General features: G+C 58.4%; 21 protein-coding genes. 3 read left to right on the top strand and 18 right to left on the bottom strand.

What is annotated here, in order from left to right; translation table 11 throughout:
* Window positions 1-367 precede the first annotated feature (367 nt).
* Window positions 368-1,291, top strand: coding sequence for an EAL domain-containing protein (locus DUD43_RS14230; RefSeq protein WP_153230780.1), 924 nt, complete (start codon window positions 368-370; stop codon window positions 1,289-1,291).
* Here the strand turns inward: DUD43_RS14230 and DUD43_RS14225 are convergent.
* From DUD43_RS14225 to DUD43_RS14200, 6 genes are all read right to left on the bottom strand, one after another.
* Entirely contained in the window at window positions 1,288-1,947 is a 660-nt protein-coding gene (locus tag DUD43_RS14225; protein ID WP_153230779.1) for a response regulator, read from the bottom strand. The genes DUD43_RS14230 and DUD43_RS14225 overlap by 4 nt on opposite strands.
* Before the next feature lie 24 nt (window positions 1,948-1,971).
* Entirely contained in the window at window positions 1,972-5,109 is a 3,138-nt protein-coding gene (locus DUD43_RS14220; RefSeq protein WP_194273400.1) for a hybrid sensor histidine kinase/response regulator, read from the bottom strand.
* 97 nt (window positions 5,110-5,206) lie between these two features.
* A complete protein-coding gene (locus DUD43_RS14215; RefSeq protein ID WP_153230777.1) occupies window positions 5,207-7,996 on the bottom strand; it encodes an ATP-binding protein in 2,790 nt (929 codons plus the stop codon).
* Window positions 7,993-10,665 (bottom strand): fimbria/pilus outer membrane usher protein, encoded by a 2,673-nt coding sequence (locus tag DUD43_RS14210; protein ID WP_153230776.1) that lies wholly within the window; start codon window positions 10,663-10,665, stop codon window positions 7,993-7,995. Before DUD43_RS14210 ends, DUD43_RS14215 begins: the two co-directional genes overlap by 4 nt.
* Before the next feature lie 127 nt (window positions 10,666-10,792).
* Window positions 10,793-11,548 carry a molecular chaperone gene (locus tag DUD43_RS14205; protein ID WP_153230775.1) on the bottom strand — a complete coding sequence of 252 codons (756 nt, stop codon included), beginning with the start codon at window positions 11,546-11,548 and terminating at the stop codon, window positions 10,793-10,795.
* A gap of 66 nt (window positions 11,549-11,614) precedes the next feature.
* Window positions 11,615-12,181 carry a fimbrial protein gene (locus DUD43_RS14200; protein ID WP_153230774.1) on the bottom strand — a complete coding sequence of 189 codons (567 nt, stop codon included), beginning with the start codon at window positions 12,179-12,181 and terminating at the stop codon, window positions 11,615-11,617.
* Window positions 12,182-12,566: 385 nt separating this feature from the next.
* On the opposite strand from DUD43_RS14200, the gene DUD43_RS14195 reads away from it, so the two are divergent.
* The gene (locus DUD43_RS14195; RefSeq protein ID WP_194273399.1) at window positions 12,567-13,721 is read left to right on the top strand and encodes a fimbrial protein; all 1,155 of its coding nucleotides are present in this window, start codon (window positions 12,567-12,569) and stop codon (window positions 13,719-13,721) included.
* 40 nt (window positions 13,722-13,761) lie between these two features.
* Here DUD43_RS14195 and DUD43_RS14190 read toward each other — a convergent pair whose 3' ends face one another.
* The 12 genes from DUD43_RS14190 to hcaE all read right to left on the bottom strand — a co-directional run bounded on the left by DUD43_RS14190 (window position 13,762) and on the right by hcaE (window position 25,168).
* Window positions 13,762-14,379, bottom strand: coding sequence for a hypothetical protein (locus DUD43_RS14190; protein WP_153230772.1), 618 nt, complete (start codon window positions 14,377-14,379; stop codon window positions 13,762-13,764).
* Between the two features lie 367 nt (window positions 14,380-14,746).
* Window positions 14,747-15,991: a 3-(3-hydroxy-phenyl)propionate transporter MhpT gene (gene mhpT, locus DUD43_RS14185; RefSeq protein WP_153230771.1), complete on the bottom strand. Its 1,245-nt coding sequence runs from the start codon at window positions 15,989-15,991 to the stop codon at window positions 14,747-14,749.
* Window positions 15,992-16,130: 139 nt separating this feature from the next.
* Window positions 16,131-17,165, bottom strand: a complete 1,035-nt coding sequence (gene dmpG / locus DUD43_RS14180) for a 4-hydroxy-2-oxovalerate aldolase (protein WP_045930316.1) — start codon at window positions 17,163-17,165, stop codon at window positions 16,131-16,133.
* Window positions 17,166-17,182: 17 nt separating this feature from the next.
* Entirely contained in the window at window positions 17,183-18,130 is a 948-nt protein-coding gene (locus tag DUD43_RS14175; RefSeq protein WP_153230770.1) for an acetaldehyde dehydrogenase (acetylating), read from the bottom strand.
* Window positions 18,131-18,155: 25 nt separating this feature from the next.
* Window positions 18,156-18,953: a 2-keto-4-pentenoate hydratase gene (mhpD, locus tag DUD43_RS14170; protein ID WP_045930314.1), complete on the bottom strand. Its 798-nt coding sequence runs from the start codon at window positions 18,951-18,953 to the stop codon at window positions 18,156-18,158.
* A 1-nt stretch (window position 18,954) separates the two neighbouring features.
* Complete coding sequence (locus DUD43_RS14165) at window positions 18,955-19,809, bottom strand: alpha/beta fold hydrolase (protein WP_153230769.1); 855 nt, start codon at window positions 19,807-19,809, stop codon at window positions 18,955-18,957.
* A 32-nt stretch (window positions 19,810-19,841) separates the two neighbouring features.
* Window positions 19,842-20,789 carry a 3-carboxyethylcatechol 2,3-dioxygenase gene (locus DUD43_RS14160; protein WP_042487230.1) on the bottom strand — a complete coding sequence of 316 codons (948 nt, stop codon included), beginning with the start codon at window positions 20,787-20,789 and terminating at the stop codon, window positions 19,842-19,844.
* Between the two features lie 19 nt (window positions 20,790-20,808).
* Complete coding sequence (hcaD, locus tag DUD43_RS14155) at window positions 20,809-22,104, bottom strand: 3-phenylpropionate/cinnamic acid dioxygenase ferredoxin--NAD(+) reductase subunit (protein ID WP_153230768.1); 1,296 nt, start codon at window positions 22,102-22,104, stop codon at window positions 20,809-20,811.
* Window positions 22,104-22,919: a 3-phenylpropionate-dihydrodiol/cinnamic acid-dihydrodiol dehydrogenase gene (hcaB, locus tag DUD43_RS14150; protein ID WP_153230767.1), complete on the bottom strand. Its 816-nt coding sequence runs from the start codon at window positions 22,917-22,919 to the stop codon at window positions 22,104-22,106. Before hcaB ends, hcaD begins: the two co-directional genes overlap by 1 nt.
* Window positions 22,916-23,236, bottom strand: a complete 321-nt coding sequence (gene hcaC, locus DUD43_RS14145; RefSeq protein WP_026484793.1) for a 3-phenylpropionate/cinnamic acid dioxygenase ferredoxin subunit — start codon at window positions 23,234-23,236, stop codon at window positions 22,916-22,918. Before hcaC ends, hcaB begins: the two co-directional genes overlap by 4 nt.
* Window positions 23,237-23,264: 28 nt before the next feature.
* The gene (hcaF, locus tag DUD43_RS14140) at window positions 23,265-23,813 is read right to left on the bottom strand and encodes a 3-phenylpropionate/cinnamic acid dioxygenase subunit beta (protein WP_042487236.1); all 549 of its coding nucleotides are present in this window, start codon (window positions 23,811-23,813) and stop codon (window positions 23,265-23,267) included.
* Window positions 23,810-25,168: a 3-phenylpropionate/cinnamic acid dioxygenase subunit alpha gene (hcaE, locus tag DUD43_RS14135; protein WP_042487239.1), complete on the bottom strand. Its 1,359-nt coding sequence runs from the start codon at window positions 25,166-25,168 to the stop codon at window positions 23,810-23,812. Before hcaE ends, hcaF begins: the two co-directional genes overlap by 4 nt.
* A 386-nt stretch (window positions 25,169-25,554) precedes the next feature.
* On the opposite strand from hcaE, the gene DUD43_RS14130 reads away from it, so the two are divergent.
* Complete coding sequence (locus DUD43_RS14130; RefSeq protein WP_086061156.1) at window positions 25,555-26,508, top strand: LysR substrate-binding domain-containing protein; 954 nt, start codon at window positions 25,555-25,557, stop codon at window positions 26,506-26,508.
* The last annotated feature ends 23 nt before the right edge of the window (window positions 26,509-26,531 follow it).

The raw sequence follows: 26,531 nt of genomic DNA, 5'->3' as shown, positions 1-26,531 counted from the left end.
AAAAAAGCCCCACCCCTTGTGAAAGGGAATGAGGCTTTATTGCCTGCATGTCGCTGGCAACTTTGGCAGCGCATGCATCTGTTTTTGGCAGACGAAGATGTCTGCTTATTTAATCTACAAAATCTGTTCTTTGAAAAATACTAGGGTTTTCCAGCGCTTTGGGGGAGAGCTGTGCGCGCAGGCTTTGCAGGCCCTTGGCTGTGGACAGAGCCTCCATGTTTACCCTGCGTTGAGGTTTTGCCAGCGGGTTTTTCGGATTATTCCTAGACCCGTACAGCGCCCGGAATCTTACGATTTGAAGCATCGATGATGGCTAGCGAACCGCAAGGCGGCTTGTGATGCGCATCTCTTGTTGCCGGGGCTCTTCATGTTTGCACCTTCTGTGTTTCAACAATCGTCCGGATGTTTGACCTACCGCCCGTCCAGAACACTGGCTCGGTCCACCCTTCGCGCCCGCTCCGAGTCGGGCTTGTGGGTGCCAAGGCCTGCGGTTGCCTTGCCGGGTGCTCAGGCAGGGGGAGTGATCATCAGCCGGGCTGGCTTGCTGGATGCCTTGCACAAGGATCAGATTCAGGCCTGGTTGCAGCCCAAGGTATCGGTGCAGTCCCAAAAGCTGGTGGCTTTGGAGGCCTTGGCGCGGTGGCGTCATCCACAATTGGGCCTGTTGTCGCCTAATGCGTTTTTGCCCTGGTTCAGCGAGCACGGCCTGGATGAAGCCTTGCTGATGCACGTCCTCCAGGAGGTGCTGGGCCTGCAGGCTTACTGGCGACGTCAAGGAACGGTGATGCCGGTGTCGGTGAATTTGCCCACGCATTTGCTGGATGATGCTGGTCTGCCAGATCGCTTGATGGCCTGTGTACAAGCCAAGCAGGGTCGGGCCTGTGACATTACTTTCGAGCTGCTGGAGAACTCCGATACCAAAACACCCTGTGCCTTGTTCATGGGCGCTTGTCGCCTGGTGGCAATAGGCTTTGGACTGGCTCAGGATGATGTGGGTGTGGACTACAGCTCCATGGAACGATTGGCCTGTGCACCGTTTTCAGAGTTGAAGCTGGACCGGCGTTTTGTGCATGGTTTGTCGGGCAACCGTCAGCAGGCCAATCAGGTTCTGGGCTGGATTGCGACCGCCAAGGAACGTGGCTTGCGAGTGACGGCAGAGGGGGTGGAAGCCCAGGCTGATCTGGATATCTTGCAGCAAATGGGCTGCGATTACGCGCAAGGGTATTTGTTTGCCAAACCCACTCCCGCTTTCGAGCTGGATATGTGGATGCGTCAGCGTTGGGCGGCTTAGGAAAACAGATTGTGTTGAGTGCAAAACACAATCAGATCCTGGTTGTTATGCACATTCAACTTGCGCATGGCCGAGGCTTTTTGCGCGCTGATGGTTTTGATACTGCGATTTAATTGTTCAGCAATGCTGCTGATGGAGTCACCCATGGCAAACAGGCGCAGCACTTCAAATTCACGCGGGCTCAGGGAAGCCAGGCGATCGGGCACCGAGCTTTCCAGCACATCCTTGGGTGTGTCCTGTTTGAAATTGGCCGGGTAATATTTCACGCCCTGGCGCAACAAATGCAGGGCCACCAGCGCCTCGGACAGTTCGTCCTGTTTGAGCACCACCCCTTGCACGCCTGCGTCGTACAAAGAAGAAATGATCATGGGGTTGGACACCATGGTCAGCACAATCAGTTTCACGTCGGGGAAGTGGCGGCGCAGATACGAAATAAAGCGGATGCCGTCGCCGTATTGCTCGTCGCCAGGCATGGAGTAGTCCGTAATCACGGCATCCGGCGGATTGCCTTGCAGGTGTTCGACCAGCTCCGAGGGGCTGGCCGCCACGGCCTCGACGCTCAAGTTGATATCGCGTCCCAGCAGCTCGCGTATGCCCATCAGGATCAATGGGTGATCGTCTGCAATGATGACGCGCAATTTTTGAATGGCGGGCATACCGGGGTTTCCTTGCCTGTTTTGCTAAGCTCGTTCGATCAGTTCGCGTAATGCATTGCAAACTGCGATGGCTGTTTGAACTTGTGTTTCAGTTTGTTGAGTATTCTGCCTGAAATTCTGTTCCAATTCCTTCACTCTGTCAGCGATTTCATGCAGGCCCATCACCACCAGCGCGCCAGCCATACGATGCAACACGGCCTGGCTTTGGGCTGCGTTTTGCTCTTGCAGGGCTTGTTCCAGCGCTTCCAGATCCTTGCTCATGGTGCTGCGAAAAATAGCCCGATAGCGTTGGGGCACGGGCGAGCTGACCAGGGATTCCAGCAGCTTGCCCAAGGTGGCCAGATCCATGGGTTTGACCAGGCAGGCGTTCATGCCACTTTGTGTGCAGCGCTGGGCCTCGTCACGCATGGCATTGGCTGTAATGCCGATAATGGGCGCGTTCATGCCCTGGGCGCGCAAGCGTCGGGCCAGTTCGTAGCCCGTCATATTGGGCATATTGACGTCAGTTAGCAGCAGATCATGGCTGTTTCCATCCCACAGCCCCAGAGCCTCTTCACCGTCCTGAGCCAGGGTCACCTGGTATCCCAAACGCTCCAGTTGCTCGCGCAAGGTAGCCTGGTTCAGCGGATTGTCTTCCGCCACGAGCACATGCAGACCGGGGCGGCTGGGTGTTTTGATGGCGGCTTTGACGGGTGGCGCGACAGCCTGTTCGGGCGTGGCGTCCTGTTGTGTCTTCCAGCGCTCCAGCGCACGGGCAATGCTTTCCGGGTTGGTGCCATCGGCCTCGGGCAAGGTGGCGCTGCCATCACGTGCGGAGATGCTGACGTAAGGGCCGGGCCAGTTTGGAGCCGGGCTGCTGGCGGGCATCATCACATCCAGCAAGACATCCTCAGCATTGCCGATTAGTTGATAGCTGGGCAGCATGGCTTGCGCCTGGGCATTCCAGCGATTCAGCCAGGTGCAAATTGACTCGGACAGCTCGGCATGTGGCGTGCGTACATGCAGCCTCATACCTTGCAGGTCTGGAGCAGGGCGGGCTTGCTCACCGGCGGGCTCTATATCCAGATTCAGCGTAAAAGAGAAACTGCTGCCCAGACCGGGTTCGCTGGTCAGCTGAATCTGGCTGTCCATCAGTTCGGCCAGACGGGCGCAGATGGACAGGCCCAGACCCGCTCCGCGTATGGTGTGCTCACCCGAATGGGCCACATAAAAGGGAGTGAACAGCTTGTCCTGGCGTTTATGCTCAATGCCTACGCCACTGTCCGCTACTTGAAACAGCAATTGCGATTTTCCCTTGGCAATCTGCTCCTGGCGCAGTCGCACAATAATGTGGCCCGCCTGTGTGAATTTGACGGCGTTACTGATCAGATTGCTTAGAACCTGCCGTATATGCAGCGGATCGCCCAGAACGTTGCGCGGCACATCCGGGCTGACATGGCAAAACAGCAGCAGGTTTTTCTGCTGGGCCATGGCGGTATAGGTGGCGGTGCAATCTTGCACCAGTGCGACCGGGTCCAAGGGCACGGTCTGCACATGTGTTTGACCGGCTTCAATCCGGCTGATGTCCAGAATGTCGCTGATGATTTGCAGCAGCTGGCGCGAGGCCCCCTGAATCCGGTCCACTTGTTGATGCTGCTGGCCATCCAGCTCGGTCATGGACAGCAATTCCAAAGAGCCCAATACGCCATACAAGGGGGTGCGAATTTCGTGGCTCATGGTGGCCAGGAAGGCGGATTTGGCGGTGCTGGCCTCGTCCGCCGCGGCACGCGCGCGCTCCAGTTCACGCTGGATTTCCTCCTGGGCGGTCAGGTCCATCAGGACACACAGCAAGACATCCTGCTCGTGATAGCGGCTGGGCGCACAGGCCAGATGCAGGCTGCGGCCATCGGCCAAATCTACTTTGCCCTCGTTCGCATCCGGTCCTTGCTGCTGCAGTTCGTTCAAGGCCAGAGACAGGGGAGACTGCTCAGGCAAGCTGTCGCCTGCATCCAGTTCCAGCCACTCCAGCGCCTGGGCATTGCCAAAAATAATCTGTCGCTTGTCCTTGCTGATCACGCAGAGCGCGACTGGCGAGGTATCAATAATGCTGCGGTTGAAGTCCTGGCTTTCCAGCAGTGCTCGTTGTGCCTGACGGGCCGGTTCCACCACACGGCGTCCGTACCAGCGGGCATAGGCTATGCCACCCAGGAGACTCAATAATAAAAACGCCACTGTCCCCAGGGGGACCCAGGTGCTGTCCAGCAATTGGCTGGGGCTGATCAGATAGCGTCCCGTCCAGGTGCCCGACGTGTCGCGCATTTGGAAGGCCAGCCCTTGCAGGCTGATGGTGAAACCATCATGTTTCAGGTCGGGGGAGTCGTTCTTGCCGATCAACAAACCCTGCTCGGCATGGTGCAGCCAGAAGCGATAGCCTACCGGCGCTTCGGATTGACCGAAAAACTCGCGCAGTCGGCCTTTATCAAACAGGCTCATGGCCTGGAACAAGGACGGGTCTGCACCGGGAATGGGCAGGCCGGGCAAGGAAATCGGGATGATGCCCAGCATATGCAAAGGGTGTTCGGGCAAGGAAACCCATTTCACCGTTGGCGGGCCGGGGACGGGCTTGCTGGGCGGCTGAATATGCTGGCGTGCCTCTTTGTGCGAAGCAATAGGCAGGACGGTATCGGTTCGGGAAGATTCCAGCTCCGGAATGCTCAAGCTGTCTTCCATCTCGGGATGGAACAGGAACAAATAGCCGGATGGGAAATAGGACAGTGCCCAGAAGGAGGCAAAGCTGTCGGCCAGGTCCGCACCCATCGTCCCGTAAGCCTCTTTGGGCGCACGGCAATGCTGCTCGCAAAGCATGGAAAAGGACACGCTGGCGGTTGGCCGCCAGATGCTGACAGCCTGGCCGCTTTCTACCGGCGGAGGTTTGGGCTCCGGCCCGGCTTCCAGTTTGGCCGCATCGGCTTTCAAGTGAGTCAGAAAGCGTTCCTGTTCGTGGATATAAGCCACCGTCACCGTGAAATCTGATTCCAGGCGATGGCGCTCATTGCTGAAAAAATGCTGGCCGCCTACGACCAGCGCGCCTAGCAAAATAAAGGAAACAGGAATAACGCTGAGCAACAGCCGCGTGTGTCCACGCGAGCGTCGCGTCATGCGGTTAAAGGGTGAATTGGCCATGGTTCTCCGTGGGGGCGCCGTATAGGGCAAGTCCTGCCGTATCATACCGTCCCGCGCCGCGATGGCGACGCAGGAATCGTGCATAAGTGGGGCAGGCCTAGAGCGTCGGAGGCTGCAGGCTGTCGCGCAAGGCGGCCATGGGCAAAGGCTTGATCAGCAGGGCATCCATGCCGGCGGCAGACCACTCCTTGTCCTTGTCCAGAATGGCATTGGCCGTAATGCCAATAATGCGTCCCTGATACCCCTCGGCACGCAAGGCACGGGCCAGGGAGTAGCCGTCCATGCCGGGCATGAACAAGTCGGTAAAGACAATATCAAAACGGTTTTTGTCTGGCAGGGCCAGGGCGGCTTCGCCATTGGCTTCCAGATGGGTGGTGCAGCCCAACAAGGTCAGTTGCTCCTGAAGAATCTGCCGGTTCACCGGGTTGTCGTCCACCACCAGTACACGTTGTGTGCGTACCGGTGGATTAAAAGCCTCTTCGGTTTGCGCGGGTGCACAATCCAGGGCCTGCGCCTGCTGTACCGCATGCATGATGTCGTTCATGGCGGTCGAGGCGGTATAAAAATAATCGGCTTGTTCGGCTGCCGTAGTGGCCGGTGTATTGGGTCGAGCCATGACCTGACGTCCAGTCCATTCAGGCGTGCTGGTGGCAAAGGACGGCCAGCTATGTACCAGCACCGTACCGGGCTTGGCGGGCTGTCCGTTGTAGGGCAAGGCATAGGCCCCCCAATGGCGCAGCCACTTGCTGACGTTGGAGACGATTTCCGGAATGTCCCCAGTGACATAGACGGGACGGAACGCCAGCAGGGACTCGGGAGCCGGGGGTGTGCCAGGAGGCGAGGCCACAGGCAAAATCACTTCAAAGGTAATGCTGGTGCCCAGCCCCGGTTCACTGACTACAGACAGGGAGCCGCCCATCAGGCTGGCCAGGCGCTGGCAAATAGGCAGGCCCAGGCCGGTGCCCGGTTGCTTGCTGACACCGCCTTCGTTCATGCTGAAGTAGGGCAGGAACAGCTTGGGCAGCACATCGGCATTGATGCCGTGGCCGGAGTCCGTAATCTGAAAACGCAGGGCCAGACGGTTGCCCGGTTGCGGTTCGGTATGCAGGCGCAGCACTACATGCCCGGATGTTGTGAACTTGATGGCATTGCTGACCAGATTGCCCAGAATCTGGCGAATCTTCAAAGGGTCACCAATGGTGGGGACCAAGGCCCGCACCGGAGTTACCGAATACAGCAGCAAGCCCTTGTTCTGAGCAGTGGCGGCAAAGGCGGCAATTACCTCATCAACTTGTTCCTGGGCCGTGAACTCGCGTGGCTCCAGCGTGACATGGCCCGCTTCGATGCGGGACAGGTCCAGCGATTCGCCCACGACCCGGAACAGGGTTTCGGCCGAGCGACGCAAGGTGTCCAGATAGGGCGAAGGGTGCTTCTGGTTTTCTGCCAGGGAAATCAGTTCCAGCGTGCCCAGAATGCCGTACAGGGGCGTGCGGATTTCATGGCTCATGGTGGTCAGGAACTGGGTCTTGGCGATATTGGCGTTTTCCGCCAGTTGGCGGGAATGACGCAGCGCTGCCTCTTCGGCTTTCTCGGTTGTGATGTCGATGATGGAGCACAGGGCTGCCCGGTTGCCACGGTAATTCAGGCTGATGGCATGCACGCGCACGCTGCGGCCATCTTTCAAGGTGATGTCGGTGCAGGCACTTTGATCGTGCTCGCCAGGCAAGCGTGTGCGCCATTGATCATCGCCTTGCATCCAGGTGCGAGCCTGCAGATTTTCCTGGAAGATCACGTCGCCCTGGGCATCGACCAAAGCCAGGCCCACAGGCGCCATGGCAATCAGCTTGCGATTCAGGGACACGCTATCAACCAGGCTTTGCTGTTGCTGGCGGGCAGGCAGCAGCAAACGGCGTCGGATCAGGCTGGCACCGACCAGCACAATCGTGGTGAAGACGGTCAGCGTCAGCAAGGCGGTAATCAGGGCGCTGCGGCCATCGCGCAGCAACTGCTGGGTTGGCAAGGCGTAGAGCACCCGCAAGCCGCCGGTGCCGATGGATTTGCTCAGGATGATGTGTTGCGGCCAGCCTTTGCCATCAAAACCAAAATAGTCCTGCTGGATCCAGCGCAGTTCGGACGCATCGGGTGGGGCGCTGCTGAACAGGACGGCTTGCCCGCGTATATCGAACAGAATGTATTCAGTGCTGGGTGGTGGTGGCGTCAGGGTCAAGGCACGGTCTATGTCCTTCAGCTCCAGACCCAGCCAGGCGCCCTGGCGATTGTCCCTGTCGATAGGGGTGTAGGCCACCAGCCGCGATGGGGAGTCATCATCCTGATGCAGCCAGACCACGGGGATTTGCCGGGCATGGGGTTCTTGATTGATGGTGATCAGGCGCGTTGCCAGTGCATCCATCTGAGGTTCCCAGGACAGACGCTGACCCTCCTGCTCCAGACGGAAATCCTGGGCGGGATTCAGTTCGCTATAACGCAGAGTGCCGGTGCGATGGATGGCGTTCCAATGGCGACGCGTCAAGAGCAGGGTGTAGGGATCGGCAGAGCCATTGTCCGGTGTGCTGATGGCCTCCAGATTGCGGGACTGGGGCGAAAGCACGACCGTATCCGGGGCAACCGCGCTGGCCGCCACGGCACGCAGCAGCACTTCACGCTGGTCAAAGAACAATTGAGCGTGGTCAGCGGCGCTATTGAGCTGGCGACGATATTCGGAAATCAGGTGTGTGGCCGACGCATACAAATAGGCACCCGTGCCCAGGGAAGCACACAGAATCAGAATCAGGGACAAGGCACCCAGCAAGACACTGGGAAAGCGCGGAACCTGCATGACAGGCAGGTTCTCACGCAGAGGGCCGCCCCTTAGCTGTGCCGTTTTCATACCGCACCGTCCTGGGCTGTGCCCTGTTTGGCCAGATCGCCAGGCAGCATGGGATCGGGATCGCGGTTGACGCAGCTCAGACGAACCAGCTGATAGTTCAGGTTTTCCGCGTTTTCGGTCAGTTCGTAGCGAGCGCGACACAGCTGACCATCACGGTTGATATCCAGATAACCGCGCATTTGTTCGGGCGAAACCATGGTCAGAATGCGGCCGCGCGGGTCGGTCATGCCCAGTTGCTGGCCCGCGGCATCGCGCACCATGGCACCAAAGGGCAGAGATGCACCTTGCTCGTCGCGCAGTTCAAACTGCACGCGGTAGCCGACTTCGGCCTTGAAGGTGGCCAGCGCAACAGCACCACGCGTCGGCACGATCTGCTGCACCGCATTGTCGAACTCGGCATTTTTGGGGGCGTTACGCGTATCCAGGCTGACGTGGTTGCTGCGGTACGGCGTGGCGTTGGGGATGATGGCGTAGCCGTTCGAGCCGGTTTCGACCCCGGCGTGGCTGGAGATGCCCACACCGGCAACGGCGGGTTCCACCTTGGCCAGCATGATGGTCTCGCCCAGGGCCTGACCCAGGTTCACGCCACCGCTGTGCGCCACAATCGAGCCATTGGCCGAGAAGTTGCCGGAGTTGTGACGGTTGCCGTAGGAGTAGCCAGCGTTCAGACGGGCAAAGGAAGTCGCTGTGCCTACGTTGACCGAGGCACTGCTTTCACCGGCTGCACTGCGACCACCGGCAACGGCATAGCTGATTTCGCGCTCGGTAGGCAGCAGGCCACTGGCACCAGCCTGGACTGCATTGCCGGTATTGTCGTGGCTGATGGTGGTAAAGCTTTGTGGCGCATTCGGGCCGCTACCCAGAGGAATGCTCAGGGTCAGCATGATGGCGTTGTCGTGCGAACGCGAAGGACCGAACGAGGATTGCAGATTGCGGGTGCGGGTGTACGACAGGTTGTAGTTCACCTTGCCGATATGGTTGCTGTACCCCACCGACAAGCTGTTGGAGGAATCCCTGTCCCAGCTCTTGTTGTAGGAGGCGCTCAGGTACATATTGCCGCCGCCCACGGGCTGGCTGATGTTGGCATCAATACGCTGGCGCGAGTTGCGCTGACCATACAGACGCAGGTGCGAAGGGGCTTCGCTGGCATTGACGTGGTCGGCCAGGGTGCGATAGCCACGGCTCAGGTCGTGACGCATATTGATGGACACGTTCGAGCCCGTGGCTTCGATGAACTTGTTGTAGCGCAGGTTCATGCTGGTGCCCTGGGATTGCTGACCCCGAACACGGCTGGTGGAGCGGGTTGCATCCAGCGAAACTGCACCCAGTTGGGTGTTCATGCCTACGCCCATGGAATAGGCGTTGAAGTCTTTGGACACTTGCACGCCTGCGGCCAGGGTAGTGTTGGCGCTGACGCCATACAGCATGGAGCCGCTGACAAAATTGGGGCGCTCTTGCATGTCGTCGTTCAGGCGTACCTGACCGGCGGCAATGTCATAGCTCAGGCGGCCTTCACGCACCATCAGGGGAGGGGCGGAAAAAGCCTGGCGCAGGATGCGGCGGGAACCATCGGCTTCGATAATGGTGATTTCCAGATCGCCGTTCGAGCCCGAAGGAGACAGGTCACTGATTGCAAACGGGCCGGGTGCCACGTTGGTGGTGTAGATCACATAGCCGTTCTGGCGCACTTCCACGGTGGCATTGCTCTCGGCCGTGCCACGGATCACGGGCGCGTAGCCTTGCTCGCTATCAGGACGCATGGCGTCGTCCGAGAGCATTTGCACGCCCATAAAGCGCACGCTGTCAAAAAGTGGCGAGCGGGTATAGGTTTGGCCTGCCAGCAGCTGACTTTTCAGGGCGACGATGTCGCGCTGGGCATAGGTGTTCTGGCTGGTAAAGGTGCTGGAACGGTTGGTGCCCGAGCTGTAGTAGGAGTTGTTGCGTATACGCCAGGAGCCAATGTTCACGCCCATGCGCAGGTCTGCGCTGACGTCATTGGTGGCGGCCATGCCCTTGCTCTGGTCACGGCGCACATTGACGCCATAGTTCACAAAGGCCGCGGTCTGGCCCGAATCCCACAGCGACGGGTCTACATAGCCGCGTTTGCTGGGGTTCAGATAGATCTGTGGGATGCTCAGCATCAAACGCAGCTGGGCGCTTTCATACACTGCTGTGGCTTCAGGCACGATCTCGGGCACGCGCAAACAAGTGGCTTCGGCCGATACCGGGGCGGGCAGCTTGCTCATGTCAATCCCGACCTGATCGAGCATCTCCTGGTTGAAACAGGGCTCGTTCTCGTCGGTGCGCGGGTTGCGCTTGAAGGTGATGTCGCGTCGTCCGGTGCGCTGCTGGTTCACGTACAAGTCCACGCGTTGCACACCTTCGGACACGTTGCTGTTCGAGAGCAGGGTGCGCAGGTCCGCGGTGGAGGCCTGGCCTTGCAGGAAGGCCATGTTAAAGCCCAGCGTTTCCGTGTTATCCAGAGCGGCTACTTGAACCGCTTCGGCCTGATTGTCCTGGGGAGCGGGAATGGTGACAGCGTTCGTCTGAGCCTGGGCGGAGCCAGCCGCCATGACCATGCAGGGCAGCAAGGCAAGCCACAGCGCGGCCAGTGGCTGGCGGCTGATGGGGCGAATGCGTTGGCAGAACTGATGGTTTTTTGTGAACATGACTCTGCACCCAGGGGGCGTAATTGACGGTTTGAAGACGTGCAAGGGCTCCTGCTACTGGCCAGATGCCAGTAGCCGAAAGGGTCAGACGTGAAGCGGGGGAGGGGCGGCGGACTGGGCCGCCGTCTTACGGCGTGTCCGTGCTCAAGGCGCGAGGCTGGACTTTGGTTTGGCCGTTCAGGCGCACTTCATACGGATCGGCACTGCCGTAGTCGCTGATAGCGCGAAACTGCAAGGTGTCCTGGGCACCCGAGCGGCCCAGTGGCAGCAGACGAGTCTGGCCGGGGGCAATCATGCCGGGGTCTTCCATATCCTGGCCCTTGGCGGTGCGCAGGGTAGACATGGACACGTGATACGCGCTGGGGTTGTGGACTTCCAGCATGGGTTTGCCCTGACTGTTCACCACAGACCACTGCAGCTGGGCAGGGGCCTGCTCTGCCGAACCGGGCAGGCCGTCAGGACGGAAAAATAATTTGATGCGTTGGCGAATGGCAATCTGCAGCTGGTTTTCACCGGGCCCCTGTTGGGGGATTTCCTGGATGTTCAGCCAGAGCACGGTTTCGCGGTCGCGGGGCAGGCCTTGATCACCACCGGCATAGAGCACGCGCATCACTTGTTGTCCGTTAGGGGCAACTTTGACCAATGCGGGGGTAATGGCAAAAGGCAGTTCAGCTTGATCGTGATCGGTATTCGTTTCCAGCCAGGACTGAACCAGGATGGGCGAATTGTCGTTGCGAACCACGATGGAGGCTTCTTGTTGTTTCTCGGGCAGGATCAGACGAGTACCGCTCAAGGAGATCGATGCATTTGCCTGACTGCTCAACAGCGCAGCGCCAAGGGTTAGACATCCGAAAGCCAGTTTCTTGAAAGTTAAGATGGACATGGTTCATTCTCCTTGAGAGGTGGGTCTGGCGAAGAGGATCACCCTTCGCCAGGGGCTTATGCGGTCTTATTCGTAAGACAGCTCGTAAGCAACGGTTGCGTTGGCTTGGCCGCCGACCACATCAGCCACGTCAGTACCAGCCTTGCGGGTGTAGTAGGCGGTCAGAGGGATGTTGATGGCGCCACCAGCGTAAGGAGCTTCCAGCTTGGCGGTGCCGTCCGTGAAGTCCAGGACGGTTTGGTCGCTGACCAGCATGATCTGCACGTTTTGTGCGCCACCGGTAACAGCAATACCTTTACCGGAGGTAGCGGTAGGAGCCAGCTTCAGCTCAACTTTGGTGCCGCTGGCACATTCGATTTGCATATCGATGTTTTTGGAGATCGCAGTGATGCCACCAGCGGAGGTTGCTGGCACAGCTTCGGTACCCAGTGTCTTGGCCGAAACGGGACCCATATCGACCAGCATGTTGGCACCGGAGCTGGAAGCACCAGGCGAGCGCACGGTGCAGCTGTCAGCGTTGATGCTGCCGGTAAATTGGATATTGCCGCGAGCGCCGATCGTTGGGTCAGCAGCGTGGGCACCGGTAGCGGCGAAAGCGGAAAGGATAGTGAGGCCGAAAAGGATCTTTTTCATGATTGATTTGACTTCCGATTGTTGGACAAACGAAGCAACCTTGTTGTACGCCTTGGGGCGCTCGAAGGTTCCCAGGAGTGTGCTCTGTTTGGGCACAATTGAAGTTTAGGAAATCAATCGGTGAAAAGATTTAGGACTATTCTTAAAATGCAGTCCTGTTAATTGAGAGGATTTGTTTTTTAATTAAATTCTCTGTCAAGTGGCTTGCTTGCTGGCTTTGCAATTCTTGACGATTAACCTCTATGGGATTCAAGTATCTATTAAAGACGGGAAAAGTATTCTCGGATTAGTCTTAAATAAAAAAATAGGCCGCGCTTTTAAAATTCCTTTGTAATTAGGCTCGCTTTATAGAGGCGATGTAATGCTAAGGAATCAGGAGCGCGACATGTTGAAACGTTTATTTGAAAAAAAAGGGTTGTCAGGTTTGTTGTCTGCTGGGGCCCGAGCATGGTTGGTACCCATCGTATTGTTGGCCGGAATGAGTCAGGTGCAGGCACAGTCCACCACTTGTTTCCGCTCACGCGATTTGACGCCCAGTGGAAATTGGAACATGGTGCCCGGCGGTCAGGTTTTTAAAAATGGTGACGTGATCGGGCGTATCTCTGCGTATGCACAGTTCTATATACCTTTAGCTCATGGTGAGGTTGCCGACGTTTTGGCGAGCGGGCAGGTCGTTAGCAATAATTACAGTGCTGTCCCCTTGAGCGGTATGCCCGGATTGGGATTGGTGGTTCGCTGGGGCGGCTACTCGGCAACTACTAATTTGACAATGCTGGCTCCTCCAGCTAGCACAGGCACGATTATTTCAGGTCAGAGCTGGTTTAGAGTTCTGCAGGCTCAGACTCGTGCGAACTACACTATGACCCAGTTCTTTAATATGGAATTAGTCATTATTGATGAGACGGTCTACAAGGGTGGCAAGTTGACTTTTACTGAGAGCGGTCAGACGACGGTGGCTACCTCGAATAAAAAGGGGGCTGCTATTCCTCAGTTGTGTGTGAATGGCTGGCTGGACCCTATGGCAGCACTTACAGGAACCTTGCAGGTGCCCGAATTGCCCAAACCTGCCTTGCCAAGTTGCAAGTTCGCCACCAGTACCTTGACGCAGAGCGTCACCTTGGGGCCGGTTGACCCTGGTCAGATTCCAGCTGCCAGTACTCTTCGTCCCTCGGGTGAGGCAGGGCAAAATTATTTCCTGATTGAGGGAACAGGCTGTACGAAAGACACCAAGCTGAGTTTTTACTTTACCGACACCAGGGATACGGCAACGCCCAAAGACTATCTGCTGACGAGTAATCCGGCAGTGGGCATCCGTCTGTTTCATCGTGGTGAGTATGAACCCGTGCCTTTTGGCCCCGCACCGTCAGGCTCCTGGGTGCCGCAGCGCTATGCACCGACGGTAGGACCGGCAACAGCAGACGGGGCGACGCTTTCTACCGGCTTTACCGCCCAATACGTACGCCTTCCGAATAAAACTGAAGCGGATATCAGACCGGGGCCTTTGGAGGCGGCAGCCACCTTTGTGATTGTGTATCCCTGATAAGCAGCGAATAAAAAATGGAGCCAACAGGCTCCATTTTTTATTTCTTGTCCGAGCTTTGCTGCCAGCGTAAATACGCGTTGCGAGTCTGGGCAGAGACGGATTCCAATACCTTTTGATGCGTCACCTTGTGGCGTGCCAGCAAGCGGGCATCGGCCACCGTGCGGGATTTGCAGAACCAGTGGCAGCTGTGCTGAAACAGGTACAGCTCTGCCGACAAATGGTAGGCCCGGCTTTTGGGGTCCAACTGCTCGGGGTTGTCCGCCATATGGCGCAGCCCGGCGGCATGAATCTGCAGGAGCTGACGAAAGTCTCGCGTCATGGACGGGATGATTCGTTCTGCATAAGGCACACAGAAGGGCAGCATGCCCACACGGGTGCTTTCTGCGGGTTCCTTTTGCAGCAGATCCGCCAAGGATTGAACCTGTGTCGCCACGGCATGTTCAGTTTGGGCAAACATCTCCAGAACCTGCAGTTGGCGCGAGGGATCCTGTTCACCGATGGCGCGGGCATAGCCTTCTGTCAGCGTTTCCATGTGGCGCTCCAGCTGGAAGCTGCTCAAGTGGCGGCCCAGCAAGATAATGCGCTCGCGTTGATAGCGTGCCCGCACAAAATGCAAGGCAATAGCGGCGATCAGAAGAAGTATGACTGTGTCCATCACTCGTGTTTCCGTGCTGGGTCAGGCACCTTGTTCTTGTTTCCCCGCTGCAGGGTTACGCCCGACCATAAAAAACTGCTGCCAAAAAATAGCAGCCGGCCATTGTATCCCGTCATTCTTTATTCTTGTTTCCATTCTCCTCAGGGATTGTCACAAGTGACCCCGCATAGATCGCATAGGTCTGCAACGCTGAATGGGGAGCTGCCATTGCGAGTGGCCCCCAAGGTCGAATACGGTCAACCTTCGAGAGCCAGTCATGCAGACAGTGCTACTTTGGCTTGGCAGCAGCCCTTAAGTGCAAGGGCTGGCTATGGGAGGACTGGTGTGCAGATTGCAGCCCGGTTTTGATTTGCAATCTGCTCTGTTTTTACGCTTTGCCTGCTGCTGACAGGGCGGGATTGCTGGAGGCCAGTGCTCGCTCCTGACTGATCTGACGCACCACCAGGAACATGCACAGCGCCGAGACAATAATGCAGGGAATGGCCGAGCTGATCACACCGGCAGCACCATAGCCCTGGCTAAGCAACATGCCTGCAATGGTCGGGCCCAAGGTGGCGCCAATGCGGCCGACTGCAGCGGCAGTGCCTACACCTGTGGCTCGCACGGCGGTGGGGTAGACGATGCCGCCAAAAGCATACAGGACACCTTGGCAACCGATGACAAAAGCGCCCGTCAATGCGGCGGCCCAATACATTTGTCCCAAGCCCGATGCGCCGTTCAGACTAAGCAAACCGGCCAGGATTCCGCCATACATCAGCGCGATCACCAAAGCCTTGTGCCAGCGGTCTGTCAGATAGCCCAGCAAGACGGTGCCCACGGTTGCGCTGACCATGAACCAGAATTGTGCGGTGCTGCCTTGCTTGCGGCTAAAGCCCAGCTCCTGGAACAGGGAAGGCAGCCAGCTCAGCATCAGATACACCACCATCAGCGTGAAGAAATAGCTGACCCACAGGAGCAGCGTACGGGTGGCCAGACCATTGCTGAACAGATCCTGGAAACGTCCCTGGACGATGGTCCGGCTCTGGCGTGCCTGCAGAAACTCGCGTGATTCGGGCAAGAACCATACCATGACAGGAATGACGAGCAGGGGCAGCAAGCCGCCCAGATAGAAGATGTTTTTCCAGTTCTCGCCAAAGTTGGAAGCGGCCACCAGTGACAGGATGGCTGCACCCACAGGCATGCCCGCATACATCATGCCCACAGCGCGGGCACGGTGCTCTGGCTTGACCGATTCGGCGGCCAGAGTGATCAGGTTGGGCATGGCTGCGCCCAGCCCGGCACCAGCCAGAAAGCGCACCAGCAACAGAATGGCCAGGCTGTTGACCCAGGCGGTGAACAGGGTAAACAGGGCAAAGATGGCGACCGAGGCAATCAGCACGGCCTTGCGACCGTATTTATCTGCCCAACGCCCGCCCATCAGTGAACCGGGTAGCAGTCCCAGAATGCCTGCACTTAGAAAATAGCCCTGATAGGTTTTATCCAGTCCAAACTCCGCTGCCACGCCTTTAACGGCAATGCCGGCGGCCTGAATATCCATGCCTTCGATAACAGCGATCAGAAAGCAGATCGCCACCGTGATGACCGCGTGTCTGCGGCCGTGGGTTTGTGTCATTGCAATGTCTCCTCGGTTGACCGGGACGTTTTTTTATTGCTTCTGCGACCTGCCCGCCCCGAATTCAGGGCGCAGAAATCCGCTCACCGACCGCCAAAGCGGCGGTGAGTCGGGGTAAAGCTTTTTTAGAGTTTTGGAATCAGGCCGTCGCGGCTTGTCGTTGCAGCAAGTCCAGAGCCACGTCCACAATCATGTCTTCCTGGCCGCCAACCATGCGGCGCTTGCCCAGTTCGACCAGAATGTCCACGGTTTTCAGACCGTATTTCTGGGCGGCTACTTCGCTGTGACGCAAGAAGCTGCTGTATACGCCTGCATAGCCCAGGGCCAGGGTTTCGCGGTCTACGCGCACCGGGCGATCCTGCAAGGGGCGCACAATATCGTCCGCTGCATCCATCAGGGTGTACAGATCCGTGCCATGATTCCAGCCCATGCGTGCGGCGGCGGCAATAAACACTTCCAGCGGAGCATTGCCGGCTCCGGCACCCATGCCCGCCAGGCTGGCATCAATGCGGTCGCAGCCTTCTTCCACGGCCACAATGCTGTTGGCCACACCCAGGGACAGGTTGTGATGGGCGTGAATGCCGGTTTCGGTTTCGGGCTTGAGCACATCCTTGAAAGCGCGGAAACGGTCGCGCACATCGTTCATGTTCAAGGCCCCGCCCGAGTCGACCACATAGCAGCAGGTCGCCCCGTAGCTTTCCATCAGCTTGGCTTGTTCGGCCAGATGTTGAGGTGTGGTCATGTGGCTCATCATCAGAAAGCCCACCGTGTCCATGCCCAGATTGCGGGCATATTCGATGTACTGCTTGCTGACGTCGGCCTCGGTACAGTGCGTGGCCACCCGCACAATGCGGGCACCGGCGTCATAGGCGGCTTTCAGATCGTGGATGGTGCCAATGCCTGGCAGCAGCAAGGTGGCAATCCTGGCATGGGTAATGACCGAGGCCACGGCCTCAATCCATTCCAGATCGGTGTGTGCGCCAAAACCGTAGTTGAAGCTGGAGCCACACAGCCCGTCGCCGTGGGCCACCTCGATGGAATCGACCTTGGCCTGATCCAGGGCACGGGCAATATCCATGGCGTTTTGCAGACTGTATTGATGACGTACCGCGTGGCTGCCGTCGCGCAGGGTCACGTCGGAAATAAAGAGCTTCTTGTTGGGATCGTGTGCCATTGTGATGTCCTTGCGTGTCATGCGGTTTGCGTCAGCAGGCGGGTTTGGGCCAGACGCTCGGCGCAGGCCAGCGCGGCACTGGTCATGATGTCCAGGTTGCCAGCATAGGCAGGCAGATAGTGTGCGGCGCCTTCCACCTCGATAAACACCGAGGTTTTCAGGCCGGAGCGCCATCCCAGACCGGGCACATTGATGGGCTTGTCCTCGGGGATCACATCGAACTGCACTTTTTGCTTGAGGCGATAGCCGGGCACGTAGGCCTGAACCTTGTCGGCCATGCGCTGGATGGACTGCTCGATTTCCGCTTCCTGGCCCGGATCGCTGAGGGTGTAGACGGTATCGCGCATCAGCAAAGGCGGCTCGGCCGGGTTGAGCACAATGATGGCCTTGCCCACGGTGGCACCGCCCACGACTTGCATGGCTTTGCTGGTGGTCTCAGTAAACTCGTCAATATTGGCGCGGGTGCCCGGACCGGCCGATTTGGACGAGATCGAGGCAATGATCTCGGCATAGTGCACGGGAGTGACCTGCGAGACCGCCGCAATGATGGGGACGGTGGCTTGTCCGCCGCAGGTGACCATATTGATGTTGGGTGCGTCCAGATTGTCGTCCAGGTTCACGACCGGGATGGTGTAAGGGCCGATAGCCGCAGGGGTCAGGTCAATAACCTGGATGCCGTGCTCTTGCAGGACGGCGTTGTGGCGGGCGTGGGCACCGGCGCTGGTCGCATCAAACACAATGCGAATGTCCTTGAAGTTGGGCAGCTTCAACAGCCCAACCAGTCCTTCATGGGTGGTGGGCACGCCCAGGCGGGCCGCACGGGCCAGACCATCGGAGGCCGGGTCGATACCGACCATCGCGCCCATTTTCAGGTGTTTGCTTTGGCGCATCACCTTGATCATCAGGTCGGTGCCGATATTGCCCGAGCCAATGATGGCGACGGCAATGCCGTTGGGGTTTGTCATGTGTGTTACTCCGTACAAAGGGGACTTAGCCTGCGCTGAAGGTGACGGATACCGAGCCTATGCCCTCGATCACGGCTTCAAAGTGATCGCCGGGGGCAACGGGTGCCATGGGGCCTAGTGCGCCGGTCAGAATCAGATCGCCGGCCCGTAGCGGTTCACCCAGTTTGGCCATGGTGCGGGCCAGCCAGGCGGCGGCATTAAAAGGGTGGCCAAGGCATTCGGCACCGCTGCCACTGGAGGCCAGTTCCCCATTGCGATGCAGGCTCATGCGAGCATTGCGCAGGTCCAGGCCGTCCAGGCGACGAGCAGGGCCGCCCAGCACGTACAGGCCGCTGGAGGCGTTGTCGGCCACGGTATCCACAAAGCGGATATCCCAGTTGGCAATGCGGCTGCCCACGATTTCCAGAGAGGGCATGACCCAGCCTACTGCCGCGGCGACATCGCCAAAGCTGGTGTCGGCATGGGGCAGGTCGCGCTCCAGTACCAGGGCAATTTCGGCTTCAATCTTGGGTTGCAGGACACGCTCGACAGGGACGGTTTCGCCATCGCCATAGGCCATGTCGGCAAACAGGGCGCCAAAGTCGGGTTGCGACACGCCCAGTTGCTGCTGGACCTTGGGGTTGGTCAGGCCAATCTTGCGGCCCGTCAGGCGACGGCCTTGGGCAAGCCCACGGGCAATATTGATGCGCTGGATGGTGTAGGCCGCCTCGGCATTGTCTTCACCAATCAGGCTGCGAATCGGGTCTATGGACTGATTGCTGCTCTCGGCCTGGCGCAGACGGCTGGCCAGGGTATCGAGCAGATCGCTGGATGCCTTGTTCATTTCAACGCTCCAGGAAATCCAGAACCAGCTGGTTGAATTTCTCGGCATGCTCCCATTGCGCCCAGTGACCGCACTGGTTGTAGACGTGCAGCTCGGAGTTGGGAATGCCAGCCAGCAGACGCAGGCCAGTATCAAAAGGGACAACCCGGTCCTGACGGCCCCAGATGATCAGGGTAGGGGCGGTGATGCCAGGCAGACGAGGGCTGAAATCGGGGAACTGGCGCGGATTGGCTTCCAGGGATTTCAGGAAGTTTTCCAGGTGGTCCTTGCGGCTGAGCATATTGTTCAGACGGGCTTGCAGCAGCTCTTCGGTCAGCACGCTGGCGTCGAAGACGAACACATTGTTAAAGCGCTTCAGGTTTTCCAGCGTGGGCTCGCGGTACAGACCGTTCAGCAGCTTGATACCTTCGCTGGGCATGGGGGTAAACAGGCTCATGCCACCTGTGCCGCCACCCATCAGAACCAGCTTGGCCACGCGCTCGGGCCAGGTCAGGGCAAAGGCCACCGAGCTATGGCCGCCCATGGAATTGCCCAGCATGTGGATTTTGTCTATGGCCAGCTGGTCAATAATGCTTTTCACCACACGGGCGTTCAGGTCGGAGCGCGAGCCGCTGTTGACGATGGAATCGCTCTTGCCCCAACCAGGACAGTCGATCAGCAGGACGCGGTAACCAGCCTGGGTCAGCGGCTCAATATTGCGATTGAAGTTGGCCCAGCCGGTGGCGCCGGGGCCCGAGCCGTGCAGCATGACAACCGTCTGTTCGCCCTGACCCAGATCGTTGTAGTGGATGCGCAGTTCCTTGCCTTCCTCGACCACGGTCGCGAAACGGCTGTAATCAGATTCATTCAGACTCATGACAATCTCCTGATGTTTTGTTGTGGTGGATTTCAGTTCTTGCTGGGATGGGCAGACAAGCCGCCAAAACCGGCAATCCACTCGGGAATTTCGCGGTAGTAGCGATGTCCTGCTTCGTACGGGCCATAGGCCGACAGCCCGGCAAAGGCAGCTACCCAGGTTTTGACTTCGTGGGCGCTGCGGCCTGCCAGGGCGGACACGTCGTCGTTGGCGACCTCATCGAGCTGGGCATAGCCCTGCGTTTGCAGCAGATCCAGAAAGTTCTGGTCCCATTCGGGGTTGAGCGGATGCAGAACAGAAGGGTCCTGGGTGAAGGCTCTGCCAGCATCGATCGTGCGTTGTGTGCGGGCGGCACGGGCTTCGGGCGACAGCGTGTAGCCTTCGCCGTCCAGCGAGCGTCGAACGGCATCGGGGGCTTCGGCGTAGACGGGGACGGGAGGTTGATGCGACAAGCCGCCCGAACCGATCCAGAGCACGCGCTTGCCAGTGGAGCGGGCCCATTGGCCGATGGCCTCGCCCAGCAAACGGGCGCGCTTGAAGGTTGGCAAGGGCGCGGCAACCGAATTGATGAAAACTGGAATAACCGGGTACTGGTCCAGACTGCCCACCAGGTGCTCCAGCGGATAGGCGGCACCATGATCCAGCTGCATATCGTGTGAAATGGCGACGTCCACGCCGCTATTGATCACATGGGTGGCGCATTGCGTGGCCAGCTCGAAGGGCACGTCCAGGCGTCCGGCCAGGCTGTCAAAATCGCCAATGGCATGCGCGCCGGTGCCGATGCAAAAGCTGGGCATGACGTTGTAGAAAAAACCGTTGAAGTGATCGGGGGTGAACAGCACGATCAGGTCAGGTTTGAATGCCGCAATCCGTTCGCGGGCGGCTTTCTGTACTGCAAAGACCTCGTCCAGTACGTTTTGTGCCGGATCGTGATGCCCCAGCAAAGGCGTATGTGAAAGACACTCCAGGTGTGCCAGCATGTCAGTCTCCTGATTCTGATTATGGGTGTGCGGGTGCCGCCGCTTCGCCAGTCAAGGCGGAGATGGCGGTTTGCTTGTCTGCTGTCTGCGCGACTTGTTTGGCCAGATTGCGCAGGTTCTGGGCGGGGTCGGTCCAGACCTCCAGCGGCAGGACGGCCCGGTGTTCGATCAGCTCTTTAAGCGGGCGCATATCACGGCCTTGATTGACCGTGATGGCACCGCAAATGGCTCCTTCCGGGTCCAGACCAATCAGGACAAAAGGAGGTGTGTCCAGATTGCCGCGCACAATCCAGTGGGCGGCGGCCATGTCTGCGGCGAATTGAATGTTCAGATCGCATTGGTCTGTCCAGAACCAGGCCGGGCAGGCCTGGGCAGGTTCCTGATTCAGCATGTGGCAAACGGCCATGCATGCCTGACGGTTGGCGTTTTCCCAGGTCTCCTGACGTTGCCAGCGGCCATCCAGACCAATTTGCACGGTGGTGTCGCCAGCGGCATAAATAGCAGGCTGGGAACTGCGGCCGTGCTCATCAATCACAATCGCACCCTGTTCGGTGTGCAGTCCGGCACTATCGGCCAAACGGGTATCAATGGTCACACCGACACCGTAAATCAGCAGATCACCTTGCAGTTGCTGGCCGTTGTCCAGTGTCAGCGCCACTTTCTGTTCTTCGTCCAGACGAGCCTTGCTGACACGGGTACCCAGGTGAAAGCGCACGCCGCGAGCTTCATGCACGGTTTGCAGATACTGGCTGAGGACCTCCGGGGCATTGCGCGACATGATGCGGCTGGCCGGATCGATCAGCTCCACTGTGGCGCCCAAAGCGACCAGGCTGGATGCCAGTTCCAGGCCAATGACACCGGCACCGACCACCAGCACATGGCTGCCAGGTTTGAGCTGGGCACGAATGCGGTTGGCATCGTCCAGGGTGCGCAGAACATGCGATACCGCACCCAGCGCGTCCAGTTCGGGCAGGCGTCGCGCTTGCGCACCCGTTGCCAGCAAGAGGCTGTCGTAGCGCAGGGTTTCGCCGTTGGACAGGGTGATGCAGCCTTGTTGAGCGTCAATCGCTTCGGCACGGATACCCAATTTCAGGCTGATGTTCTGCTCGCTGTAAAAGCTGGCCGGATGCAGGGTCAGCTGCACATTGTCGGGGTCCAGCAAGGCGTCTTTGGACAGGGGCGGGCGTTCGTAAGGCAGGTGGGGCTCCTCACCAACCAGGGTGATCTGTCCGGCAAAGTCACGGCGGCGCAGTTCAGCGGCAGCCGTGGCACCGGCCTGTCCCCCACCAATAATCACAATATGAGGTGTCTGCATCACAACTCCAGTCCGCCGGCCACATTGCGTATGCCGCGTACTCCCAGACCTGCGTCGGCATTGATCATGACGCCGGTCAGAGTCTGGTTGTTCTGGCGCGAGGCCAGCAGCACAAAGGGGCCGGTAAATTCTTCAGGTTCGGGAAAGAATTGCAGGGGCAGGATTGCTTTGATGGCATCCGGTGAACGCGAATCCATGATGCGCGTATCTTGCTGCCCCAAAGCTTGTGGGCCACGCAAATCCGTTTTCATGCCGCAAGGCCCCACGCCGTTGACACGGACTTTAGGCGCCAGCTCAAAAGCCAGCTCACGAATCAGACCGACCGCGGCATGTTTGCTGGCGGTATAAAGCGGGCCACCGCCTTCGGCGTAAAAAGCCGAATTGCTCAAGGTGAAAATCATGCTGCCGCAGGATTTGACCAGTTCGGCCGCGGCGGCCTTGGCACCGAGCAGATAGCCTTTGACGTTGATGGCAAACAGCTCGTCAAAGCCTTTGTCCAGATGCTCCATGCTGGTGTTGATCAGCCTTGCGCCATGGTCCCAGACTGCGGCATTGCCGATAAAGCAGTCCAGCTTGCCAAAGCGGGCCACCGTGGCATCCACAGCCTTCTGGTTGTCGGCTGCGCTGCACACATCACCCTGGATGGCCAGCACTTTGCCGTCGAATTTCTGTTCCAGATCGGTACATTTTTCTGCCGAGCGTTCCAGCACGGCTACGGATGCGCCTTCCTTTAGAAAGCGCTCTACCAATGCCAGACCCAGGCCTGAACCGCCGCCAGTGATCAAGGCGACTTCGTTTTGCAGCCAGCCATTCATGCCTGGGCCTCCAGATCGATATAGACCATGCCTTCGCTGATGATCACCGGATAGGTGCGTAGCGCCTCGGTCGCGGGCTGGCACAGGGCAGCGCCCGTTTTCAGACAGAAACGGGCAGCGTGCAGCGGGCACTCCACGGTGCCGTCGTCCTCGATATAGCCTTCGGACATGGACGCGTTGCCATGAGTGCAACGGTCGTCAGTCGCATAGAAGGTGCCATCGATATTGAACAGGGCAATCTGGCGGTCGGGAGTGTCTATCTTCAGTGCCTCGCCATCGGCCAGGGCACCGGTTTCACATGCGGTAATGCGTGTCATATCAATCAACATCGGAAAGTGAGCAGGGTCAGAACAGAACGCTCAGGTTGTGGGATGTAATGACGACTTGATCCAGAACGATCTCGCGTTCATACAGTTCCCAACCAAAGCGATTGTCTGCGCGGCGTACATAATCCAGGCGCTTGCCGGCGTACCAGGTCTCGTCCTTTTCTTTCTGGGCGCGGTACAGGATGTAGTTGCTGCGTATCTCGTAACCCTGGCCGTCGGCGGAGGGGCGGATACGCAGGTTGCTGACAAAGTGGCGTGTGCGCGAAGGCGGTTCCTCCGCCCAGGCCATGCCGGTTTCCAGGCGGGCAACGCGGCGTTCCAGCTGGAATTTGTTGTCGTTGAAAATCCAGGTGGTCGGCGGTTGTACGCTGCGGCGGCGATCACGGGTTTGCGCATTGCTGGTGCTGCGCATGTGATAGTGGATGTCCTCGGACAGCAGATCCAGCCAATCACGAAATTGCCAGTCGTCCAGCAGTTCGGCTTCCATGTACAGGAAGTCGGCAATTTCATGATGCAGTTGCATGTCGACGATGGCTGTTTGGGTTGGTTCTTCAATGACGGCGCTCATTTCACCAGCTCCTCTTCGTAGACGCGGCTGCGCTCCAGCACTTCATCCCAAGTCTCGGACACCATCAGGTCGGCCCAGTACTTGTACAGACCGCGAGCGGCTGTTTCGGAGAAGATGTAGTTGGTAACGCCCGGTACGCCGTCGCTGCGCAGACCTTCGTTACCCAAGCCCATTTCCATGCACAACTGAGTGCCACGGGCGCGTTTGCCACGCAGGATTTTCTGAATTTCAGCCCAGTTCTCGGAGTCGTCCTGCTCCAGGAAACCGGCGGGGCCGAAGGCGCGGGTGGCGCTGCGTTCAAAGGCAGCCTTCACATCGTCGGGTGCAGCGGCATCGGCAATACAAAATGCCCAGACTTCCACCTGGTTCGGGCCACGTGGATGCCAGACGCGCAGCGTCGCCGTGCCGTTCAGCCAGCTCAGTGTGGGGAACATATTGTTGTGACCGGCCAGACGCAGGGCACGTACTTCGCCCAGGCGCTCGTGGGCTTCGGCATAGGTGTCGCGAAAGTATTGCGAAACTTCACCATCTACCCACACGTTGGCGTCGGGCTGCTCGGTAAAGAAGAAGCCACTGCCATGGCCACGTTGGCCATATTGAACGGCGTCCTTGGCGGTTTCCCAGACCGGGCGTGCGGTTTGACCGGCGCCCAGTGCCTTGTCCTCGTCCCCGGGCTTCTGGCCCAGCACTTGCACGGCAGACGCGTGCGAGAACAAGGCGTGGTATTGGTCAGACGCGAACTGCTCGGCGGGGAATTTCCAGTTGCATTCAATGGTCCATTTCTGAACACCACCAATGATCTCGGTACCGCCTTCGCGCCGGTCCAGCACACCGTCCAGGTACCAGGCAATGTCGCCCATATACTCTTCCAGATCAGGAGCGGTGGCATCCCAATTGCCAAAGACCAGGCCTTTGTATACTTTGACGCGGGTCACTTCCTGCAGACCCCACTTTTCCTTGCACAAGCCTTGCGGATAGGCGCGTGGTTCCAGCGGTACATCCACCAGATCGCCGTTGGTGCCATAACTCCAGCCGTGGTAGGGACAGGTAAAGGCTTTGGTGTTGCCCGAGTCGGCATAGGACACGCGCATTGAGCGGTGTCGGCATTGGTTCAGGAAGGCCTTGATCGAGCCGTCTTTTTGACGGACCACGATAATCGGGTCTTCGCCCATGTAGGTATTGAAGAAGTCTCCCGCTTTGGGAATCTGGCTGGTGTGACACAAAAACAGCCAGGTGCGGCCAAAGATGCGTTCCAGCTCCAGCTCATAAATATCCGGGTCGGTGTAAATGGAAGGGGTAACGCGTCCATTACGTGCGTCGACCAAGGCTTCGATTTTTTCAGGGTTGATTCCCATCGCTTGCTCCTCGCTATTGCAATGCGTGCTTTTGCAAAACAGGTTTTTGTCGCCAACGGCAAAATGTAGAAGCTTGAAATGAATCCGACCAATACTTGCTTTAGATCGGGTGATCGGCAAACCCGATAAGTCCGCTTTAAAACCCTGGTATGGATAGGGCTTAAGTCTGAAGCCCAATATTGATGCGGCTTTACGGAGGGTTAGGGTTTACGAGAGCTTCAATTGCTGCGCTGCAGCAATGGGAATTGCAGCTGCTTTTGAAGTCTTGGTAGCAGCGACAATAGTGCTTACAAGAACGGCCTGTTCAGGTGAGATACCGCAGGCTGAGCCAGATGCTGTTCGGGTCCGATCCGGGCAGAGGGCGACTAATTTGACAGGAGACAAACTTGGAATTGCGACACTTGCGTTACTTCGTTGCAGTCGCGGAAGAGTTGAATTTCACCCGTGCTGCCGAGCGGCTCTACACCTCTCAACCCTCCCTGAGCGAGCAGATCCGTAATCTGGAGGAAGAGATTGGCTATCCCTTGCTGAACCGGACTCGTCGCAAAGTCGAACTGACGGAAGCGGGGGCTGTTTTCCTGGATGATGCCCGCGAGATTTTGCAGAAAGTAGACGAGGCGGTGATACGTGCCGGCAAAGCGGCGTCGCAAGCCAGGGAAGTGCTGACGATAGGTTTTGTGCCAGCGGCAGAAGTCCGTATTTTTCCGGCAGTTTTGCCTGCTTTCCGTGCTGCTTTTCCGCAGGTGGATGTGGTGCTGCGCAGTCTGACGTCCAACGAGCAGGAAGGGGCCATGGCACGAGGGGAACTGGATCTGGGTTTTATGCGCGGTCCGGTGCGGGCGAGCAATGTCTGTAGCGAGGTGGTGCTGGATGAGCCCTTGCGGGTTTATCTGCCTAAAGGCCATCGACTGGAAGCGTATAGCCTGATCCCGCCTGCGCGCTTGAACCGCCTGCCCATGATTGCAGTGGACCGCTCCTATGGCCGTTCCATGCACGATGTGCTGGCTCGTTATCTGGCCCACCACAAGGTGGTGCCCGAGCATACCTATAACTCGGCCAATCCCTTGATGAGCATTAATCTGGTGGCGGCCGGGTTGGGCTACACCTTGTTGCCGACTTACGCGGAATACTTCATGCCCAAGAACGTGGTGTCGCGGCCCTTGATCGGCGGCGGCCCGCGCTGCGAGTTATTGATGGCCTACCCAAGAGAGACCGGCAGCATGAGTGAAGCCGCTGCCAGCCTGATAGAGCGTATACGGGAGCTGGCACGCTGGCATGGTTCGGGACCTTCAGCAGCCAGTCATTTGAAACAGGCGCCCAGCAAAATAGCCTGTATGTAGTTACTCACACAGGCCACGGTATT

This window comes from Alcaligenes faecalis (genome assembly GCF_009497775.1).
Classification (GTDB): Bacteria; Pseudomonadota; Gammaproteobacteria; order Burkholderiales; family Burkholderiaceae_B; genus Alcaligenes; species Alcaligenes faecalis_D.
This window is presented reverse-complemented; position numbering and strand designations above follow the sequence as displayed.

What these genes read in the sequence shown, in the direction of transcription:
- hcaD (WP_153230768.1), bottom strand. Translation starts at nt 22,104, where the DNA reads ATGCAGACACCTCATATTGTGATTATTGGTGGGGGACAGGCCGGTGCC.
- DUD43_RS14160 (WP_042487230.1), bottom strand. Translation starts at nt 20,789, where the DNA reads ATGCTGGCACACCTGGAGTGTCTTTCACATACGCCTTTGCTGGGGCAT.
- DUD43_RS14225 (WP_153230779.1), bottom strand. Translation starts at nt 1,947, where the DNA reads ATGCCCGCCATTCAAAAATTGCGCGTCATCATTGCAGACGATCACCCA.
- DUD43_RS14165 (WP_153230769.1), bottom strand. Translation starts at nt 19,809, where the DNA reads ATGAGTCTGAATGAATCTGATTACAGCCGTTTCGCGACCGTGGTCGAG.
- hcaB (WP_153230767.1), bottom strand. Translation starts at nt 22,919, where the DNA reads ATGAATGGCTGGCTGCAAAACGAAGTCGCCTTGATCACTGGCGGCGGT.
- DUD43_RS14195 (WP_194273399.1), top strand. Translation starts at nt 12,567, where the DNA reads ATGTTGAAACGTTTATTTGAAAAAAAAGGGTTGTCAGGTTTGTTGTCT.
- dmpG (WP_045930316.1), bottom strand. Translation starts at nt 17,165, where the DNA reads ATGGCACACGATCCCAACAAGAAGCTCTTTATTTCCGACGTGACCCTG.
- DUD43_RS14215 (WP_153230777.1), bottom strand. Translation starts at nt 7,996, where the DNA reads ATGAAAACGGCACAGCTAAGGGGCGGCCCTCTGCGTGAGAACCTGCCT.
- mhpT (WP_153230771.1), bottom strand. Translation starts at nt 15,991, where the DNA reads ATGACACAAACCCACGGCCGCAGACACGCGGTCATCACGGTGGCGATC.
- mhpD (WP_045930314.1), bottom strand. Translation starts at nt 18,953, where the DNA reads ATGAACAAGGCATCCAGCGATCTGCTCGATACCCTGGCCAGCCGTCTG.
- hcaC (WP_026484793.1), bottom strand. Translation starts at nt 23,236, where the DNA reads ATGACACGCATTACCGCATGTGAAACCGGTGCCCTGGCCGATGGCGAG.
- DUD43_RS14205 (WP_153230775.1), bottom strand. Translation starts at nt 11,548, where the DNA reads ATGTCCATCTTAACTTTCAAGAAACTGGCTTTCGGATGTCTAACCCTT.
- DUD43_RS14200 (WP_153230774.1), bottom strand. Translation starts at nt 12,181, where the DNA reads ATGAAAAAGATCCTTTTCGGCCTCACTATCCTTTCCGCTTTCGCCGCT.
- DUD43_RS14175 (WP_153230770.1), bottom strand. Translation starts at nt 18,130, where the DNA reads ATGACAAACCCCAACGGCATTGCCGTCGCCATCATTGGCTCGGGCAAT.
- DUD43_RS14230 (WP_153230780.1), top strand. Translation starts at nt 368, where the DNA reads ATGTTTGCACCTTCTGTGTTTCAACAATCGTCCGGATGTTTGACCTAC.
- hcaE (WP_042487239.1), bottom strand. Translation starts at nt 25,168, where the DNA reads ATGGGAATCAACCCTGAAAAAATCGAAGCCTTGGTCGACGCACGTAAT.
- hcaF (WP_042487236.1), bottom strand. Translation starts at nt 23,813, where the DNA reads ATGAGCGCCGTCATTGAAGAACCAACCCAAACAGCCATCGTCGACATG.
- DUD43_RS14190 (WP_153230772.1), bottom strand. Translation starts at nt 14,379, where the DNA reads ATGGACACAGTCATACTTCTTCTGATCGCCGCTATTGCCTTGCATTTT.
- DUD43_RS14220 (WP_194273400.1), bottom strand. Translation starts at nt 5,109, where the DNA reads ATGGCCAATTCACCCTTTAACCGCATGACGCGACGCTCGCGTGGACAC.
- DUD43_RS14210 (WP_153230776.1), bottom strand. Translation starts at nt 10,665, where the DNA reads ATGTTCACAAAAAACCATCAGTTCTGCCAACGCATTCGCCCCATCAGC.